18 protein-coding genes are annotated in these 18397 nt (G+C 60.9%); 9 read left to right on the plus strand and 9 right to left on the minus strand.

Translation table 11 applies throughout. The features are described from left to right. Positions 1-72 precede the first annotated feature (72 nt). The 5 genes from cyoD to SB772_RS04255 all read right to left on the minus strand — a co-directional run bounded on the left by cyoD (position 73) and on the right by SB772_RS04255 (position 5788). A complete protein-coding gene (cyoD, locus tag SB772_RS04235) occupies positions 73-405 on the minus strand; it encodes a cytochrome o ubiquinol oxidase subunit IV (RefSeq protein ID WP_410832026.1) in 333 nt (110 codons plus the stop codon). Beyond that, on the minus strand, positions 405-1010 hold the full coding sequence (cyoC, locus tag SB772_RS04240) for a cytochrome o ubiquinol oxidase subunit III (protein ID WP_410832027.1): 606 nt from the start codon (positions 1008-1010) through the stop codon (positions 405-407). Before cyoC ends, cyoD begins: the two co-directional genes overlap by 1 nt. After that, positions 1010-2992 carry a cytochrome o ubiquinol oxidase subunit I gene (gene cyoB, locus SB772_RS04245; protein ID WP_410832028.1) on the minus strand — a complete coding sequence of 661 codons (1983 nt, stop codon included), beginning with the start codon at positions 2990-2992 and terminating at the stop codon, positions 1010-1012. The genes cyoC and cyoB overlap by 1 nt, the downstream gene beginning before the upstream one ends. 3 nt (positions 2993-2995) lie before the next feature. Further along, positions 2996-3889, minus strand: a complete 894-nt coding sequence (cyoA, locus tag SB772_RS04250; protein WP_410832029.1) for a ubiquinol oxidase subunit II — start codon at positions 3887-3889, stop codon at positions 2996-2998. Between the two features lie 342 nt (positions 3890-4231). Continuing rightward, complete coding sequence (locus SB772_RS04255) at positions 4232-5788, minus strand: NADH-quinone oxidoreductase subunit M (RefSeq protein ID WP_410832030.1); 1557 nt, start codon at positions 5786-5788, stop codon at positions 4232-4234. 567 nt (positions 5789-6355) lie between these two features. On the opposite strand from SB772_RS04255, the gene SB772_RS04260 reads away from it, so the two are divergent. The 8 genes from SB772_RS04260 (at position 6356) to SB772_RS04295 (ending at position 13335) form a co-directional block, all read left to right on the plus strand. After that, on the plus strand, positions 6356-7090 hold the full coding sequence (locus SB772_RS04260) for an ABC transporter ATP-binding protein (RefSeq protein ID WP_410832031.1): 735 nt from the start codon (positions 6356-6358) through the stop codon (positions 7088-7090). Further along, complete coding sequence (locus SB772_RS04265; protein WP_410832251.1) at positions 7080-9650, plus strand: FtsX-like permease family protein; 2571 nt, start codon at positions 7080-7082, stop codon at positions 9648-9650. The genes SB772_RS04260 and SB772_RS04265 overlap by 11 nt, the downstream gene beginning before the upstream one ends. Next, the gene (locus SB772_RS04270) at positions 9650-10756 is read left to right on the plus strand and encodes a lipocalin-like domain-containing protein (protein ID WP_410832032.1); all 1107 of its coding nucleotides are present in this window, start codon (positions 9650-9652) and stop codon (positions 10754-10756) included. Before SB772_RS04265 ends, SB772_RS04270 begins: the two co-directional genes overlap by 1 nt. A 140-nt stretch (positions 10757-10896) precedes the next feature. Beyond that, complete coding sequence (locus SB772_RS04275) at positions 10897-11481, plus strand: AAA family ATPase (protein WP_410832033.1); 585 nt, start codon at positions 10897-10899, stop codon at positions 11479-11481. A gap of 248 nt (positions 11482-11729) precedes the next feature. Continuing rightward, complete coding sequence (locus SB772_RS04280; RefSeq protein ID WP_410832034.1) at positions 11730-12440, plus strand: SDR family NAD(P)-dependent oxidoreductase; 711 nt, start codon at positions 11730-11732, stop codon at positions 12438-12440. A 60-nt stretch (positions 12441-12500) separates the two neighbouring features. After that, a complete protein-coding gene (locus SB772_RS04285; RefSeq protein ID WP_410832035.1) occupies positions 12501-12737 on the plus strand; it encodes a tautomerase family protein in 237 nt (78 codons plus the stop codon). A gap of 171 nt (positions 12738-12908) precedes the next feature. Continuing rightward, complete coding sequence (locus SB772_RS04290) at positions 12909-13073, plus strand: hypothetical protein (RefSeq protein WP_410832036.1); 165 nt, start codon at positions 12909-12911, stop codon at positions 13071-13073. Between the two features lie 52 nt (positions 13074-13125). Further along, on the plus strand, positions 13126-13335 hold the full coding sequence (locus tag SB772_RS04295) for a hypothetical protein (protein WP_410832037.1): 210 nt from the start codon (positions 13126-13128) through the stop codon (positions 13333-13335). A 62-nt stretch (positions 13336-13397) separates the two neighbouring features. Here the strand turns inward: SB772_RS04295 and SB772_RS04300 are convergent, their stop codons facing one another. Further along, positions 13398-14498, minus strand: coding sequence for an NAD(P)H-dependent flavin oxidoreductase (locus tag SB772_RS04300; RefSeq protein ID WP_410832038.1), 1101 nt, complete (start codon positions 14496-14498; stop codon positions 13398-13400). A 110-nt stretch (positions 14499-14608) separates the two neighbouring features. Between SB772_RS04300 and SB772_RS04305 the strand changes: the two genes are divergently transcribed. After that, complete coding sequence (locus SB772_RS04305; RefSeq protein ID WP_410832039.1) at positions 14609-15520, plus strand: LysR family transcriptional regulator; 912 nt, start codon at positions 14609-14611, stop codon at positions 15518-15520. On the opposite strand, the gene SB772_RS04310 is transcribed toward SB772_RS04305, so the two are convergent. The 3 genes from SB772_RS04310 to SB772_RS04320 all read right to left on the minus strand — a co-directional run bounded on the left by SB772_RS04310 (position 15405) and on the right by SB772_RS04320 (position 18380). After that, positions 15405-16565, minus strand: coding sequence for an MFS transporter (locus tag SB772_RS04310; RefSeq protein WP_410832040.1), 1161 nt, complete (start codon positions 16563-16565; stop codon positions 15405-15407). The genes SB772_RS04305 and SB772_RS04310 overlap by 116 nt on opposite strands. A gap of 118 nt (positions 16566-16683) precedes the next feature. Continuing rightward, complete coding sequence (locus SB772_RS04315; RefSeq protein WP_410832041.1) at positions 16684-17610, minus strand: LysR family transcriptional regulator; 927 nt, start codon at positions 17608-17610, stop codon at positions 16684-16686. Positions 17611-17789: 179 nt separating this feature from the next. After that, positions 17790-18380, minus strand: a complete 591-nt coding sequence (locus SB772_RS04320) for a vWA domain-containing protein (protein WP_410832042.1) — start codon at positions 18378-18380, stop codon at positions 17790-17792. Positions 18381-18397 lie beyond the last annotated feature (17 nt).

Genomic DNA, 18397 nt, shown 5'->3' on the forward strand with positions numbered 1-18397 from the left:
GCATGTCCCTTCGAACGTAAAAAAGCCGCGCAAGACTTCCGCCTTACAAGGCCCTTCCACAACTGCTGCCGCCTAGCGGGACATCATGTGCATGCTGACGTTATGCATGATCCACAATGAGCCGACAATCAGAATCACCGCGGTCAACACCGTGAAGCCGAACGCCATGACGTTCCACCTCTGCGCCGACGACGTGTTCATATGCAAAAAGAAAATCAGGTGCACGACGATCTGCGCGAACGCGAGACCCGCGATCGCGAGCAATGCGTTCTCGCCAGTCAAGGTCCCGGTTAGGACAAGGCCGAACGCCGCGGCGGTCAATACGACAGACAGAATGAAGCCCGTCGTATAGCTGCCGATACTGCCGTGACTTTCACCCGAGTGCGCGTTATGGCTATGGTCCATTAGATCACGCTCGCAAGATAGACAAAGGTGAAGACGCCGATCCAGACGACGTCCAGAAAGTGCCAGAAAAGGCTCAGGCAGGTCAGGCGAATCATGTCGCGTTCGGTCAGATCGCGATGACTCAGGACCTGGATCGCGAGCACTGCCATCCAGATCAAACCGAACGTCACGTGCAAGCCATGCGTGCCGACGAGCGTAAAGAACGACGACAGGAACGCACTGCGGCTCGGACCTGCACCCAGCGAGATCAGATGCGAAAACTCGCGCATTTCCAGTACGAGAAACGCGAGGCCGAGCACGAACGTCACGCCGAGCCAGCTCAGCAGCAGGCCCTTCCTGCCTTTATGCGCGCCCAGCATCGCGAAGCCGTACGTGATACTGCTCAACAGCAGCATCGACGTTTCGAGTGCGACGCCGGGGATCTCGAACAGATCTTTACCGCTCGGACCACCGGCGTACTGGTGGCTCATCACCGCAAACACGGCGAACAGCGCGGCGAAGACGATGCAATCGGTCATCAGATACAGCCAGAAACCGAATACCGATTGCGACGGCACATGATCCGGCGCGAGTTGCGGTTGAACCGCAATAGTCTTCTGCAACATCAGTCAACCTCCATCGCGACGTGTGCACCGGCGCGTTTTTCCTCAATCAGCGCGACAGTGTCGGCCGGGATGTAATAGCCGTCGTTGTCCATGAAGCTGTAGACAATCACCGTGCCGATCGCGCCGACCAGACCGACGATCGCAAGCCACCAGATGTGCCATACACCGGCGAAACCGAGCGCCAGAGAGAACAGACTCACCACCAAACCGGCGGATGTATTCGAAGGCATATGGATGTCGCGATACACCGGTTCGGCTTGCGTCTCCCTGCGGGACTTCATATCCGTGAATGCATCGAGCTTGCGCACCGTCGGAACGATCGCGAAGTTATAAACCGGCGGCGGCGAGCTGATCGACCATTCCAGCGTGTGGCCGTTCCACGGATCGCCCGTGACGTCGCGATTCTGCGGCAGATTGCGGTCGCGAATACTGACGTACAACTGCACCAGTTGGCAGCCGATACCGATTGCGATCAGTGCCGCGCCGAACGCCGCGATCACCAGCCACGGATGCCATGCCGGGTTGTCGTAGTGATTCAACCGGCGCGTCATGCCCATGAAGCCCAGCACGTAGAGCGGCAGGAACGCAACGTAGAAGCCGACTTGCCAGAACCAGAACGCGGTCTTGCCGAGCTTTTCGTTGAGCTTGAAACCGAACGCTTTCGGGAACCAGTAGTTGAAACCGGCGAGATAACCGAACAGCACGCCACCGATGATCACGTTGTGAAAGTGAGCAATCAGGAACAGGCTGTTGTGCAGCACGAAGTCCGCACCCGGGATCGCCATCATCACACCGGTCATGCCGCCGATCGTGAACGTGATCATGAAGCCGATCGTCCACAGAATCGGCGTTGTGAATTCCAGGCGGCCCTTGTAGATCGTGAACAACCAGTTGAACACCTTCACGCCGGTCGGAATCGCAATCACCATCGTCGCGATGCCGAAGAACGCGTTGACGTCAGCGCCCGAGCCCATCGTGAAGAAGTGGTGCAACCAGACAAGGAACGACAACACCATGATCGCGCACGTCGCCCACACCATCGTCTTGTAGCCGAACAGCGGCTTCTTCGCGAAGGTCGCCACGACTTCCGAGAAAATACCGAACGCCGGCAGGATCAGGATGTACACCTCGGGGTGGCCCCACGCCCAGATCAGGTTCAGATACAGCATGGCGTTACCGCCGCCGTCGTTCGTGAAGAAGTGCATGCCGAGGTAACGGTCCAGACCGAGCAGCGCGAGCGTCACGGTCAGAATCGGGAACGACGCCATGATCAGCACGTTGGCGCACAAAGCCGTCCATGTGAACACCGGCATCTTCATGAACGTCATGCCCGGCGCGCGCATCTTCACGATCGTCGCGAAGAAGTTGACGCCTGTGAGCAGCGTGCCGACCCCGGATAACTGCAAACTCCACAGGTAATAGTCGACCCCGACACCCGGACTGAATTGCAATTCGGACAACGGCGGATAAGCCAGCCAACCCGTTTGCGCAAACTCACCGATCACCAGCGACACATTGATCAGGATCGCGCTGACCGCGGTCATCCAGAAGCTGAGCGAGTTGATGAACGGGAACGCGACGTCGCGAGCACCGATCTGCAACGGTACGATCAGGTTCATCAGGCCGATCATGAACGCCATCGCCATGAAGAAGATCATGATGACGCCGTGCGCCGTGAACACCTGATCGTAGTGATGCGGCGGCAAATAGCCCGGGTTGCTGTAGGCCAGCGCGAGTTGCAGACGCATCATGATCGCGTCCGAGAAACCACGCAGCAACATGATCATCGCAACGATGATGTACATGACGCCGAGCTTCTTGTGGTCGACGGTGGTCAGCCACTCCGTCCACAGATAGCGCCATTTTCCGAGATACGTAATCGTGCCGAGCACGGCCAGCGCGATGAGCGCCATGAAGCAGCCCGCCCCCACGATGATCGGCTCGTGATACGGAATCGCGTCGAGAGTCAGTTTTCCGAACATACGTTACCCCTTAGGCCCACAGTTAGCGTCCTTCATGTTGTCGAGGACGTTACCGTTGTTGTATCGGGCAATGATGTTGTTAAACAGCTTCGGATCGACCGACGAGAAGTACCGGACCGGTTCCTTTTCCGTCGGCGCGGATACCGTGTGATAACGATCCATGTCGAGACGATCGGACGAGGCGCGCACTTTGGCGACCCACGCGTTGAACGCTTCCGGCGACGTGGCGAGCGCGCGGAACTTCATGTCCGAGAAGCCCTTGCCGCTGAAATTCGCCGAGGTGCCCGCATAGTTGCCGGCCTCGTCGGCGATCAGATGCAAACGGGTCTGCATACCGGCCATCGCGTAGATCTGGCCGCCGAGCTGCGGAATGAAGAACGAGTTCATCACCGTGTCGGACGTGATGATGAAGTTCACCGGCGTGCCGACCGGGAACGCCAGCTGATTGACCGACGCAATGCCGAGATCGGGATAGATAAACAACCACTTCCAGTCGAGTGCAACAACCTCGACATTGATCGGCTTCACTTGCGATTCGAGCGGACGGTAAGGGTCGAGCTCATGCGTGCTCTTCCACGTCAGCACGGCAAGAAACAGAATGATCAGACTCGGAATCAGCCAGACGGCGATTTCGATAACGGTCGAATGCGTCCAGCCCGGACGGTATTCGGCGCTGCTGTTCGACGCGCGATAACGCCACGCGAACAGCAGCGTGAGCGCGATAACCGGAATGACAACGATCAGCATGGCCCAGGTAGACGTAGCAATCAGCTCACGTTCCGCCAGACCCACACTCCCCTTCGGATTCAATATATCGAGGTTGCTGCAACCCGAGAGCAACAACACGAGGCCGGCGGAAAAGAAACTGATCGACCCTCGTAGAGTCTTTCCTTTCATATCCATTGCCTTTTCTTTACGACCTTAACGAACGTCATTCGACCGCTCTCCATTAGTAAGCGATCGCATAATAGGGGGTCGTTAAATGGATATAAACACTCGATTTTGCAACGATCTATTGCGTCGCAACACTGTGCGACACGTTGCCGCATGGTCGCGCGCACGTGACGATTTGCGATGCTCTATTGCAGAGCCAGTGCGTCGAAAAACACCTTGAAACAAGGGATAAAACGCAACGTTAGCGATGTTTTGGCTGCGTCGATTCGCGCGAAGATGTGGAGCAAAAGCGCCACGTCCCTGACAGGAACGCGGTGCTTTCAGCGTTGCAGTGTTGCGGCGCGATCAGCCCGGTGAGCGGGCTGCAACGGTAGCCGGTGCGGCCGCCTGCAAATGATCGCCACCGTCTGCCGGTGCGGACTCCGAAGGATGCGCGGTGCTGCGCTCCGATTGCGCGAGCAGCGTGCCGACCGACGGATCGATCGCATCGGTGAACGGCTTCGGATCGAGGCCGATCGCCAGCACCAGCAATGCCATGGCGCCGAGCAAAACGAACTCGCGTTTGCCGAGATCCATCAGCTTCGCGACGCGAGCATTGGCAATCGCGCCGAAGATCACGCGCTTGTACATCCAAAGCGTGTACGCCGCGCTCAAAATCAGTGTCGAGGCCGCGATTGCGCCGATCCAGAAATTGAAGCGGATCGCGCCCATCAACACCATGAACTCGCCGACGAAACCCGACGTACCCGGCAAGCCAATATTCGCCATCGAGAACAGCATCACGAAGGCTGCGAACTTCGGCATGGTGTTGGCAACGCCGCCGTACTCGGCGATCGAGACAGTTTGCGCGCGATCGTAGAGCATGCCCGTGCACAGCAGCATCGCGCCCGACACCACACCGTACGACAGCATCTGCACGATCGCGCCAGCCTGGCCGATACGATTGAAGACGAACAGGCCGAGCGTGACGAGCCCCATGTGCGCGACCGTCGAATACGCGAGCAAGCGGCGCATATCGGTCTGCACGAGTGCCAGCAGACTAGAGTAGATCACCGCGACCAGCGACAGCGTGATCATCATCGGCGCGAAGAAGTGACTCGCCTGCGGCGCGATCGGCAGCGCAAAGCGCAGCAGACCATAGCCGCCGAGCTTGAGCATACCGATCATCACGGCGGCGCCGGTCGGTCCGTCGAGGTGGACATCCGGCAGCCACGTATGCAGCGGCCACATCGGCACCTTCACACCAAAGGCCGCGAGGAAGCCGAGGAAAATCAACAACTGCGGCATCGTGCCGAGATGCGTTTCACGCCATTGCGCGAGATCGAAGCTGTGCGTCTGGCTGTACAGATACAGCATCGACATCAGCATCATCAGCGAGCCGAGGAACGACACGAAGAAGAACTTGACCGCCGCATACGAGCGGTTCGAGTGACCCCACGTGCCGATCAGTAGATAAAGCGGAATCAGCGTCGCTTCGAACGAAATGAAGAACAGCATGCCGTCAAGCGATGTGAAGACGCCTTGCATGAAACCCGACAGCATCAGAAACGCGCCGAAGTACTGCGCTGTGCGCTCGGTAATCGACTCCCACGAGGCGACCACGATGATGATCGTGGTGAGCGCGGTCAGCGCGACCAGCCACAGCGAAATGCCATCCACCCCCACGTGCCATGCGATGTCGAACGTCGGCGACCATTTGACGTTCTCGACGAACTGCATGGTCGTCACGTCATTGCGAAAGCTAGCGACGAGCGGAATGACCGGCAGGAAGCCCGCTACCGCGCCTGCAAGCGCGAGCAATCGAGTACGGCCGCGCGCCTGGTCTGATCCGGCACGCAACACCACGAGGCCGGCAAAAATAGGGATCCAGATTAGAAGGCTAAGAAGCGGAGGCAATGGCATGTGTTCTTTTCGATACTTGGAGTACAAAACACCACATCAACGCCTTCAAAATAGAAGGCATTGAAATGTATTTGAAAGCATTGGATCGCCGAGGAGATCGGAGAGGTACCAGTCGACGTTTCTTTGAGGCAAATCGGCAAGGAGTAAGAGATTACCCTTATCTAAAAGATTTTGCATCGCACCAAGGAAAAAAGTTGTTTTCCGCAATGAGCCCTTGCGGAGTCTGGGTCTTGCGGCAAAAGCTGGAATGTGCAAGCGCACAAACGGATTGTGCGGAAGTCGCGGAATATGAGGTACGTGGACGTCCGCTATGCCCCAGAACGGAGCATGATTCGATCATCACCCGCTGAAGGAGCCGGTCAAAGCACTTCAATTGATGGCTAATTGAAAGGTTTAGACGGGCGTGCTGTGATTATGTGATCGCCGTTCCGCTTTTTAGCTCTGGTTCTCGCGCTATTCTCAACCCGAATATACTGCGGCGGTTCAGGGTTGATGCTTGTACACGGTGCGCGTGTTTCTTCGCATCGCTCGACGCCGCCCTCGCCGGCCAGACTTATCGGATACCGCATGGTGCTTCGTGATGAAGGTGTCGTTCCCGCGCTCGAGTGCCGTGGGCTGAGTAAAACGTATGGCGCCGGCCGCATCGTGCTTGCGCACCTCGATTTCACGCTGGAGCCGGGTGAATTCGTCGCGATCATGGGCGACTCGGGTGTCGGCAAATCGACGCTATTGAATCTGATCGCGGGCCTCGACAGCGCGGATAGCGGCGATGTAGTTATCGACGGCAGCGTGGTCTCCCGTCTCGATGACAACGCGGCGACGCGGCTGCGCCGGCAAAAACTCGGCTTCGTGTTCCAGGCGTTTCACGTGCTGCCGCATCTGACGCTCGCGCAGAATGTGGCCTTGCCTCTGCTATTGAACGAATTGCCCACGGCCGGTGCGCTCGACATGCTCGCAGCCGTTGGCCTGGGCGGCCGGGGCGACGACTTTCCGCGGCAGTTGTCGGGCGGTGAACTTCAGCGTGTCGCCATCGCGCGGGCGCTGGTGCATCGTCCCACACTGATCCTCGCCGACGAACCCACCGGCAACCTCGACCCCGCTACCGCACACGAAGTGCTCGGTCTGTTCCGTGCGGAAAGCAAGGCAAACGGCGCGGCCACCATCATGGTCACGCATTCGGAAGCGGCGGCGGCCATTGCCGACCGCATCCTGATTCTGAGCGACGGCGCCTTGCATGCATCCGGACATGCGACGCTTTCCGATTCGCCATCCACGGCGCGTTCGGCCGATGATGCACGCTGAGCCGCGGCCACTGCTGCGCATGAAAGGCCATCGCATCCTCGCGCGATGGCTGCTTGGCGCCGAATGGCGCAGCCATCGCGGGCGCGCGTTGGTCGCCATCGCGACGATCGCGCTCGGCGTGGCTCTCGGTTATGCAGTTCAACTGATCAATAGCGCGGCCTTCAACGAGTTCTCCGCGGCGGCTCGCAGTCTGTCAGGCCAAGCCGATCTGCAAGTGCGCGGCGCGCAACCTGGCTTCGACGAGTCGATCTATCCGCGTTTGGCAAACGAGCCGGGGGTGGCGGTGGCCAGTCCCGTCCTCGCGCTCGACATCACCGTTCCGAATCAGAGCGCCCCGCTGCCCGCACTCGGCATCGACATCTTCAAGGCAAGCCGCATTGCGCCCGACCTGATCGGCGTGCCATCGCCGGATCATCCGTACGATACGCTCGCGGCCGACACGGTGTTTCTCTCGTCGGCGGCACAACAATGGTTGAAGGTGAAAATCGGCGACGACGTGTCGCTGCGCAGCGGTACGGCGATCGTGCACTTACGCGTGGCCGGCGGCCTTGTGAGAACGCGACCGGGCCAGCGGCTCGCGGTGATGGATATCGCCGCTGCTCAATGGAAGTTCGGCAACGTGGGTAAGCTCTCGCGCATCGACTTGCAACTCGAGCGCGGCGTCGATCGGGAACGCTTCAAGCGTGACCTGCAGACGCAGCTTGGCAGCCAGTGGGTCATCTCCGAAACGCGCGACGCCGAAAGCCGCACGGACCGTTTGTCGCGTGCCTATCGAATCAATATGAACGTGCTCGCGCTGGTCGCGCTCTTCACCGGTGCGTTCCTGGTGTTTTCGACGCAGGCGCTGGGGGTCGTGCGGCGCCGCGCGCAGTTCGCGATGCTGCGAGTACTCGGACTGACACGCGGCCAATTGTTGCGCCAGATTCTGATGGAAGGCGCGCTGCTCGGCCTGCTTGGTTCGCTGCTTGGACTCGCGCTCGGCTATGCAATGGCAAGCGTCGCGCTGCGGTTTTTCGGCAGTGATCTGGGCGGCGGCTACTTTCCCGGCGTGCAACCGCAAGTCGGTTTCGAACCGCTTGCCAGCGTGCTGTTTCTGACCCTCGGCATTGCCGTGTCGCTACTCGGCAGTCTTGCGCCCGCATTGGAAGCCGCCCGCGCGCGGCCGGCGGCGGCGCTCAAGGCGGGCGCCGAAGAAGGCGCATTGGCGCGGCTCGCTACGCCATGGCCCGCTTTGACATGCCTTTTGGTTGCCGCCGTCCTCACGCAGTTGCCGCCCTGGTTCGACGCGCCCGTCGGCGGTTATCTCGCCGTGGCGCTCCTGCTGATAGGCGGTATCGCGTTGATGCCGCGCGTCACCGCGTCGATCTTCGGTGCGGCGAGCCGCGCGCTCGGCGCCCGAGGTCGCGCCGGCGCCGCCACCACGCTGGCGTTGGCGCGCCTCGCGAACGCACCGGGCCACGCATCGATTGCAATGGGCGGAGTGTTGTCTAGCTTCGCACTGATTGTCGCGATGGCGATCATGGTGGCCAGCTTCCGCGTTTCCGTCGAAGACTGGTTGGGCCACCTGCTCTCCGCCGACCTGTACGTTCGCGCGGCGCCAAACGGCGATACAGGCGGCCTGCGTCCCGACGAACAGGCTCTGCTGGCAGCAGTGCCTGGCATCAAATCGGCCGCATTTTCCCGTACCTCGCATCTCACCCTCGACCCTGCTCGGCCGGACGTTGCCGTGCTCGCGCGTGAAATCGATGCTGCCGATCCCGGCGCGAATCTGCAGATGACGGGAGCGGTGCTGCCTCCTTCCGCATTGCATGACGGCGACACACCTGTTTGGGTATCCGAAGCAATGGTCGATCTGTACGGCTATAAGCTCGGCCAACGCGTGCAGTTGCCGCTCGGCGAGCGCGGTCATGAGTTTGTGGTGGCCGGCGTATGGCGCGATTATGTGCGTCAGACCGGCGCGATCCAGATACGGCTTGCCGATTATCGACGCCTGACCGCGGATAACCGTGCAACCGATGTGGCCGTCACCGTTCAGCCGGGAACGCGCGTCGAAAGCGTTATCGCGGGGCTGCGTGCGCTGCCCTTCGGCGCGTCGATGGACCTGTCGCAACCGGGCGAGATTCGCGCGCGCACGCTGGTGATCTTCGATCGGAGTTTCGCGGTGACTTACCTGCTCGAGGCCGTCGCTATCGTGATCGGATTGTTCGGCGTGGCGGCCACGTTTTCTGCGCAAACACTCGCGCGGGCTCGTGAGTTCGGCATGTTGCGGCACGTGGGCGTGACCCGCTCGCAGATCCTCGCGATTCTTGCGCTGGAAGGCGGAATGCTCACCGCTTGCGGCATCGCGATGGGTTTCGTTCTGGGATTCGCAATCAGCCTGATCCTTGTGTTTGTCATCAACCCACAGTCGTTTCATTGGAGTATGTCGCTACACGTTCCATGGACGGTGTTGGGCACGGTTGCGCTTGTGATGCTGGCGTCGTCGTGCTCGACGGCGGTGATCGCGGGGCGTGGCGCGGTGTCGGTGGATGCGGTGCGCGCGGTGAAGGAGGATTGGTGATGCGAACGAAGATTAATGCATTTGTATGCGCCGGCTTTCTGTCAGTCGCGCCTGCGTTTGCCGCGACGCCAGAATTCGCGGCAGTCACACCGGATCATCCGATCACGCTTCCCCAGGACAGCGGCGCACACGCGCCGTTTCGCACCGAGTGGTGGTACGCAACGGGTTGGCTCAGTACACCGGATAACCAGCCGCTCGGTTTTCAGATCACCTTTTTCCGCTCGGCGACCGGTCACGACTCCGCCGATCCGAGCGCATTTGCACCCTCGCAATTAATCATTGCTCACGCCGCGCTGAGCGATCCTGCGATCGGCCACCTCACGCACGATCAACGCATCGCCCGCCAAGGCTTCGGACTCGCCTACGCCAAATCAGGCAATACCGACGTCAAACTCGACGCGTGGAAAATCATCCGTGCCGTCGACGGGCATTACGACGTAACGGTCGATGCCAACGGTTTTTCACTGCATCTTTCGCTGACGCCTACGCAGGCTCCGTTATTGCAAGGCGAGCGCGGGTATTCGCGCAAAGGTCCGCGGCCCGAACAGGCGAGTTATTACTACAGCGAGCCTCAATTGCACGTGACCGGCAGCGTCGTTCGGCCGGCCGCGGCGGGCGCCACATCGAAGAACGAGACAGCCGTCACCGGCTCGGCGTGGCTCGATCATGAATGGTCGAGCGCCCTGCTTGACGCCGATGCGGTCGGATGGGATTGGCTCGGCGCCAATCTGACGGACGGCTCAGGCTTGATGGCGTTCAAGGTGCGCGGCCGCGACGGACGCGCAGTGTGGGCACATGCGGCGTTAAGGAACCGCGACGGCCACGTCATAACGTTCGACCCTGACCAGGTCGACTTCACGCCGATCCGTACATGGCGCTCGCCGCGCACGAACACGCCATACCCCGTTTCGATGACGGTCAAAACCGGAGCACTGATGTGGCAGTTAGATCCGCTGATGGACGACCAGGAACTCGACTCGCGGCAATCCACCGGTGCGGTGTATTGGGAGGGTGCGGTACGTGTGAGCCGCGACGGCATTGCTCTCGGACGCGCTTATCTGGAACTGACGGGTTATGCGCATGCGCTTCGCCTGGGCAGGAACTGAACCGCTGTGTTCATGTGCTGTTTCAAGGGGCATGCTGGCTTTTTCGTGCCGTAAGTCGCGCAGTCCTCTAACGGCAGAGCGCTGCCCAAACCTTCATCGTTACGAAAGAGCATCGGCGATTCACGGAATTTGCAGACACGGTGCGTCGTCAACGCTACATTGGCCTGTGTTATGGGCCCGCCGGCATCGGCAAAACGCTATCGGCTCGTCGTTACGCACATTGGGACCTGGCCGAGCCGTTGCTCCTTTCGTGGGGGCCGCGTGACCCGTCCGATGCCAAAGTCTATTCAGCAGTGGCCCGCGCGCGCACCATTTTTTACACGCCCACTGTGAGCGGTCCAATGAACGAGTTTCGCAAAGAGGTTAAGTTGCTCAGCGAACGCGCGGGCATTTGCATTGAAGAAGCCAATCGAGCTGCAAAGAAAGGTCTCTGCGATCGAGATGCCGCAGGCATCGAGTTGTTAATCGTTGATGAGGCCGAGCGCCTATCAACCTCGGCCCTTGAATATGCTCGCGATCTGTTCGACCGGACGAATATTGGCCTGATTCTCGTTGGCATGCCGGGGATTGAAAAACGAATGGCGCGCTATCCTCAGTTGTTCAGTCGTGTGGGATTCGCTCATCACTATCGCCCGCTCTTAAACGACGAACCGTCTTTCGTCCTGACTCGGCATTGGCGGCGACTCTGCCTCGCCCTAGATCAGGCGGATTTCACTGACAGCTAGGCGATTGCAGCAATCGCGCGCAGCACCCTCGTAATCGGCGTCACATAGCGCCGGAATTTTCCCGCCACTTATCACTGAAGATCACACCCACTATCGCAGCGAGCGCGCGCCTGATTTGTTCTCACCACGCATTACTGTTTGTCCATGCCGGGTATTCGAACCCAGCATCAACGCGTTTAGATTGACCTCCATCGGCGCCACCGGCCCGACCGGCAAAGAAGCCGAATCAATTCATCTGGAGGTTCACCATGAGCACGTCGCAAAAAATCGTTGTCGTTACTGGCGCATCGCAAGGCATCGGTGCAGAGCTGGTCAAGGCCTTCCGCGAACGCGGTCACCGCGTTGTCGCCACGGCACGAACCATCAAGCCGTCGGAAGATCCCAACATTCTCGCGGTGGCTGGCGATATCGCCGACCCTTCCACCGCCCACCGCGTGATCTCCGAAGGCATGGCACGCTTCGGCCGTATCGACACGCTGATCAACAACGCCGGCATCTTCGTCGCCAAGCCTTTTACGAGCTACACCGCTGAAGACTACGCAGCGATGACGGCCGTGAACCTCACCGGTTTCTTCCATATCACGCAGCTCGCAATCGCTGAAATGGAGAAGCATTCGAGCGGCCACGTCGTCAGCATCACGACCAGCCTGGCCGACCACGCGATCGACGGCGTGCCTTCGGTCCTGGCCTCGCTGACCAAGGGCGGTCTGAACGCAGCCACGAAGTCCCTCGCGATCGAATACGCCAGGCGCGGCATCCGCGCGAACGCAGTTGCGCCCGGCATCATCAAGTCGCCGATGCACGCACCGGAAACGCACGAGGCGCTCGGCGCGCTCCATCCGGTCGGTCACATGGGCGAGATGAGCGATATCGTGAACGCCGTGCTGTATCTGGATTCGGCGCCCTTCGTGACAGGCGAGATCCTGCACGTCGACGGCGGTCAGAGCGCTGGCCACTAAGCAGCGTCGGGCGCCGCTGGCCGGCGCTCCTTTTCGTCCATCACGGTCAAGGAGAGCGACATGCCTATCGTCACGATTCAGGTGACCCGCGAGGGCGCCACGCCCGGCGCAACGTCGGTCACAGCAGAAGAAAAGGCCCAACTGATCAAGGGCGTGAGTCACCTGCTGCTCGACGTGCTGAACAAGCCCCTCGAAGCCACCTTTGTGGTCATCCAGGAAGTCGAAACGGAAAACTGGGGCTGGGGTGGTCTACCGGCACTCGAGTATCGCAAGCAGCGCGGACTCAAACCGGGCTGATCACTGAGGCGGTGCCAGCACGAAGCGCGGGATTGATTGTTGCCGAACCGCGAACTGTGAATTCCGGCGCACCTCATTGATGTCCAACGAGGATTGCTTAGACTGCAATACAAGGGCCGCTGACTTCAGCGTGCCCGGTCAGTCACACAGTTCTTCGGCGTGGAGCATCAGATGGACATCCTCGATATGGCTCGAAAAGCAGGTATGACAATTGTTCTCGACGCAAAAATCGGACGTCAGGAATACCAGACGGTGTACGGCTCGGTTAAAGCGTTGGAGTCTTTTGCAGAGCTGGTTGCGGCGTCGTTGGAATGCGAGTCACTGCACCAGGACTAATGCCCTACCCGGTAGCCAGTCCGTTGCAACTCATCACACAAAGGAATACGCAATGAAGTACGAATCCTTGAGCTTCCATGGAAACGGCGACAAAGGCCGTGTGAGTATTGAAGGCGACGCGCGTTGGCCGTCGAACCGGACCTCGCAGGCGCACGACAGCAAGCGAGCGCCGGCCCCGAACTGGGCGTGGGCGCACAGCACCGACTCGTATGACTGGATGGATTCGCACAGTCCGTTCCCTTCGTCGGATTTGTCGGGCTGAAGCCGGCATTCCTTGCCCGGGCGCTACGCCGCCGCCCCAGACACACGCGCGCAAGCAAGTCCTCAGCCGCCAAACTGCTGCAGTTGCCCGATGCTCTCCTTCATCTCGTTCTCCAGCTCGACTAACAGTTCAGCCGCAGGCAACGACCTCGCGAGAGCAGCAGCCTGCCCTGCCCACTGCGCGCCGTAGCCGAATTCTCCCTTGGCTTTGGCCGCGGTGTGGAGCGCTTTTCCGGCATCGTATGCAATCGGATAAGCGGGCGGCTTCGGTGCCGTCACGTCGCCGCCGAGTTCCGTGAACCTGTTCACCATGCTTCTCGCAATCCGTCCCGAGATTGCCGCAGTAAACGTGGTGTGCCGTGCAGACTCCCCAAGAATCGCACGACGGTAACCTTCGTCGATCGATGTTTCCGGGCAGGCGACAAAGGCCGTGCCGAGCTGAGCGGCCTGGGCGCCGAGCGCCAGTGCTGCAGCGACCCCAGCGCCGTCCATGATGCCGCCGGAAGCGATCACCGGCAGATCGAATTCCCTCACGAGCAGGCGCGTCAATGCGAACGTGCCCAGGCGATCGTCGAGAGCGTCCGGGTCGAACACACCGCGATGTCCGCCCGCCTCGATACCTTGCGCAACGATCGTGTCGATACCCGCCGCCGCGACCTGCGCAGCTTCGTTCAGATTGGTTGCAGAGGCCAGCAGCCTGATTCCAGCCTTTTTCAGATCAGCAATAACTTCGGCAGGCGGCAAGCCGAAATGAAAGCTGACGATCGCCGGCTTCTCGTCGAGGAAAACCTCGAGCATCGCCGGGTCTGCCACAAAACTGGTGTAGATCTCCGACAACGACGCAGGCGGCGTAGCCCCGTATTTTTCGAACTGCGGCCCAAGCCAGTTCAGCCATTGCCGTTCGAGCGCTTCGTCTGCCGCCGCCGGTCGATGACAGAAAACGTTGATGTTGAAGGGCTTCCCGGTCAGTGCGCGTGTTTCCTTGATGACCTTACGCGCGCCTTCTGCATTCATCGCTCCAACGCCCAATGAACCCAGACCACCTGCATTGGATACGGCGGCAGCGAGTGCGGGCGTACTGACGCCGGCCATGGGCGCCTGAATGATCGGCTTTTCGATGCCCAGCAAACGCAGCAACGCTCGATTGTCTGTCTGGTTTGTCATGTCTATTCCCCTCCAAATAAGGTTTGTGGCAATGTTCGTCTCGAGAGCGTGACCGGTCAACCGACGGGCAGGCAAAACAGTCATTACCCCATGGAAAGGATTTGACCGCTATGCAGCGTCAATTTGAAGATCTCGTTCTAGGCAGTATCGAGCTGTTCTGTCTCGCGGCCGAGTCGGAAAGCTTCACTGTCGCCGCAACTGCCGCAAGCGTCACGCCTGCCGCCGTCAGCCGTGCGGTCGCGCGTCTCGAGAAACGCCTCGGTATCCGCTTGTTTGTTCGGACAACCCGACAGATCAGGATGACGGACGAAGGCAGGCGATACTTCGAACAATGCCGGCTGGCGCTGACTCAGCTTGCCGATGCAGAGCGCGAAGCCACCGGCCAGCAGACGACGCCGGCTGGCGTGCTGCGGATCAGCATGCCCACGCCGTATGGTCACTATCGTGTTCTGCCGCTGCTTGCAGATTTCCGTAAGCGCTACCCCGCCGTCACCATCGACACGCATATGAGCAACCGCAACATCGACTTTGCGGACGAAGGCTTCGACCTCGCGATTCGGGGTCGTGCGCCGCAAGACTCCGGTCTGATCGCGCGCAAGCTCGAAGATGCGGAGCTGGTGGTGGTGGCGTCGCCCTCGTATCTGCGCAAAGCCGCAAAACTCAAAACGCCGGAGGATCTGGTCCATCACGACTGCATCCAGTACGAGTTGCCGAGTAGCGGCCGCAACCTTCCATGGCTGTTCACGCGTGATGGCGAGCCGGTCGAAATCACGACGCGTGGCGCTTACGGTTCATCGGGCGACGTGCTGGCCGGGGTGACGCTGGCGCGCCATGGCGCCGGCATTTTCCAGACCTATCGGTTCGTCGTCGAGAAAGACCTTGCACAAGGCACGCTCAAGGAGCTGCTCACGCCGTATGGCGGTTGTTCACGACCCTTCGTGCTGCTCTATCCGCATGGCCGTCATCTGTCGTCGCGCGTACGCAGCTTCGTCGATTTCCTGGTGGAACGACTGAGAGCGTAGCGCGCAGGAGCCCCGCGAGGGTCATGCCCATCAGCATCCGCAATCCACCCAGTTGCCACCATTGAGCGACGAAGGCCTGCGGAATCATCGCAAGACCCGTCAGCACCAGGCAGCCGATGATGACGTTCCAGCCACCGATGCGGTCGGCCAGCGCGCCGAGCCGGGCCGCCGTCAACATGCTGCCTAACGCGGAACACGCCATCACCACGCCCGCTATGCGAGTCACGTGATCGGCTCGAACGCCCAGGCTCCCGACATAGACCGTGATGACCGGCTCGATCGACATATTCGCGAGCAGCACCATCATCGCCGTCGCGAGCAGCGCAGCAACGACTGCGTAATTCGCGCGACGAGCGGGCAATGCGGCCCCGTTGGCTGCACGATCGCTGGCGTCGGCCGGATGGAAATCCTCTTTCACGACGAAGATCGTGAGCAGGCCCGCCACTGCGATCATCGCTCCGCCGGCGAAGAAGGTGCCGCGAATCCCGAGCCACCCCGGCAACAGGCCGCCAACCAACGGTCCAATCAGGTTGCCCGCGAGTGCGCCGGTCGAGAGTATCCCCAACGCCCAGCCAGCCCGGTCGCGGGGCACCTGAGTGCCGACCATGACGGTGGAGGCAGACGCGTAGCCGCCCACCAGCCCCGCGATCAAACGCAGCGCAACCAGTTGATGGACCGTATGGGCGACGCCGATCAACGACATCACCACGGCCATGCCCACCGCTGCCCGAACGAGCATGGGCTTGCGACCGTAGCGATCGGCAAGACGTCCCCAGAGCGGCGCGGTGACGGCCGTCCCGAGAAACGTCGCGCCGAACGCGACCCCCGACCATTCGATGACCGCCGACTGGGATTCGACACCGAGTTGGCGGACATAGAGCGGCAGGAACGGCAACAGCATGCTCAGGCTGACCAGCGTGGTGAACGAACCGAACACGCAGACAGCCAGATTGCGTCGCCAGTAGTTCTCGTTGCGTTCGGCATAACTGGGCAGTGCCGGCTGGCGCGTCGACCGTTCTGATTCACTCAAGACCACGGATCGCATACTGCCTCCACTGGACTGTGTACCCGTCAGGTACCTCGTCTTTGATGGAGCCAGTCTAGATTGAATCGATTTGAGGGAGAATCGCCGCCGCCCGGAAGACATTCTTCCGCTACGCGATTCAATCGGTATCGATAACAAGCGCTAGTTGCTTGAAGTGCCGGCGCAGGCGCGGTGCGGCGAAATCCACAAAGGCGCGCACCTTCGGGACCGAAAGGCGTCCATGCGGCGTCAGCAGATGGACCGGCAGCGGCGCCTGCTCGCTATCGCGCAGGACGATCTTCAGCGATCCTTGCTTAACCTCGGCGGCGATGTGATAGGAGAACATTCGCGTGACGCCGTGGCCGGCAACCGTCGAGGCGACGGCCGCCCGGATCGTGTTGACGATGAAACGCGGCGTGAACTGCACGACCTGAGGAATCGGTGAGCCGCTCGATGTCGGGAAGGTCCATGAGTCCAGCCCGAAATGCGTCATCGAAATGATGGGATGGTGAGCGAGATCGGCCGGCTCGTTGATGCGGGGATGTTTGGCCAGGTATCGGGGGGAAGCGGCAACCACACGTCGAACTTCGCCCACAGGTATCGCGATCAGCGTCGAATCCGCCAGATGGGCAATGCGCAGCGCCACGTCGATTCCCTCATCGATCAGGCTGACTGGCCGGTCGAGCAGTTGCAGGCGTACCGAGACAGCTGGAAAGCGCTCGATAAACTCGTCGAGTATCGGTCGCAGCAGGGCTTCGCCGGCGGCAACCGGTGCCGTTATCGTCAGCAGACCGCGCGGCGCCGAGCGTTCATGCGCGACCAGCATATCGGCTTCTTCGAGATCGGTCAGGATACGTCGGCAAGCAGACGCGTAGCGTTCGCCCGCTTCGCTCAGCTTGATGGTCCTTGTCGTGCGATGGAGCAAGGCCGTGCCGGTATGCTCTTCGAGGAAGGCGATCGCCCGGCTCACCGCCGCGGGTGAGCGGCCAAGCCGGCGCCCCGCGCCGGCCAGACTGCCTTCGTCCAGCGTTGCAACGAACACTTTCATTGCGTCGATTCGGTCCATATCGCGTCAAATAGCCGGTAGCGAGATTGTTCCCGGAAGTCTACCGCGCGACGGACCGGCGCACGGCGCCGTTGGAGCAAAACGTGAACAGCCGAACTGGACTGCGAGCCTCCGCGCGCAGCCAGAGATCGCGGATATGAATTTAACCATCGCGATCACGTGTGACTAGACGCGCGCTGTTAGCCCATCAACGCTTCCGGCGTGACACGCGTCGCGCCCCACGCATCGGCGAGCGCTTCGCAACGGCCAAGCCGGATCGCCTCGCGCTCGAAGTCGACGAACACGACTTCGTCCGCGCTAAGTGGGCGCATCGGTTGATCGCTGCTGCGGCCGTCGGTCAAAATCCACAGCCAGCGCTGCTGCGCGGGCTTGCGGCGCGCGGTGCGCTCCAGCAACTGCGCCGCCTTACGTACGCCGGACGCGAGCGGCGTACCGCCTCCACCGCCCACCGGCCGCAACCACCGCTCGTTCCACCAGCGCGGCACCGCGGGCCCGAAACGCAGATCCGCTCGCGCTCCGGCAAAACACACCAGCGCCGCCTCGGCGCGCGCGGCGCTGGCACGGTCGAACAACGCGATCAGCAGGCCTTTGGCGAGCGCGAGGCGCTGTCCCGCCAGCATCGACCCGGAACAATCGAGAACGAAACAATGCAGGACACCGCCCTGCGGCGCCTCGGGCGCGAAGCGCAGATGCTCGGTGCGCAGTTTCTCCCGCCGCATCGCGGCGAAGGTCTGCGGCCAAGCGATGCGCTTGCCTGGCGCGCCTTGCAAGCGGCTGCGCGAACCCG

The sequence above is a fragment of the Paraburkholderia sp. SIMBA_030 genome, assembly GCF_046535245.1.
Lineage (GTDB): Bacteria > Pseudomonadota > Gammaproteobacteria > Burkholderiales > Burkholderiaceae > Paraburkholderia.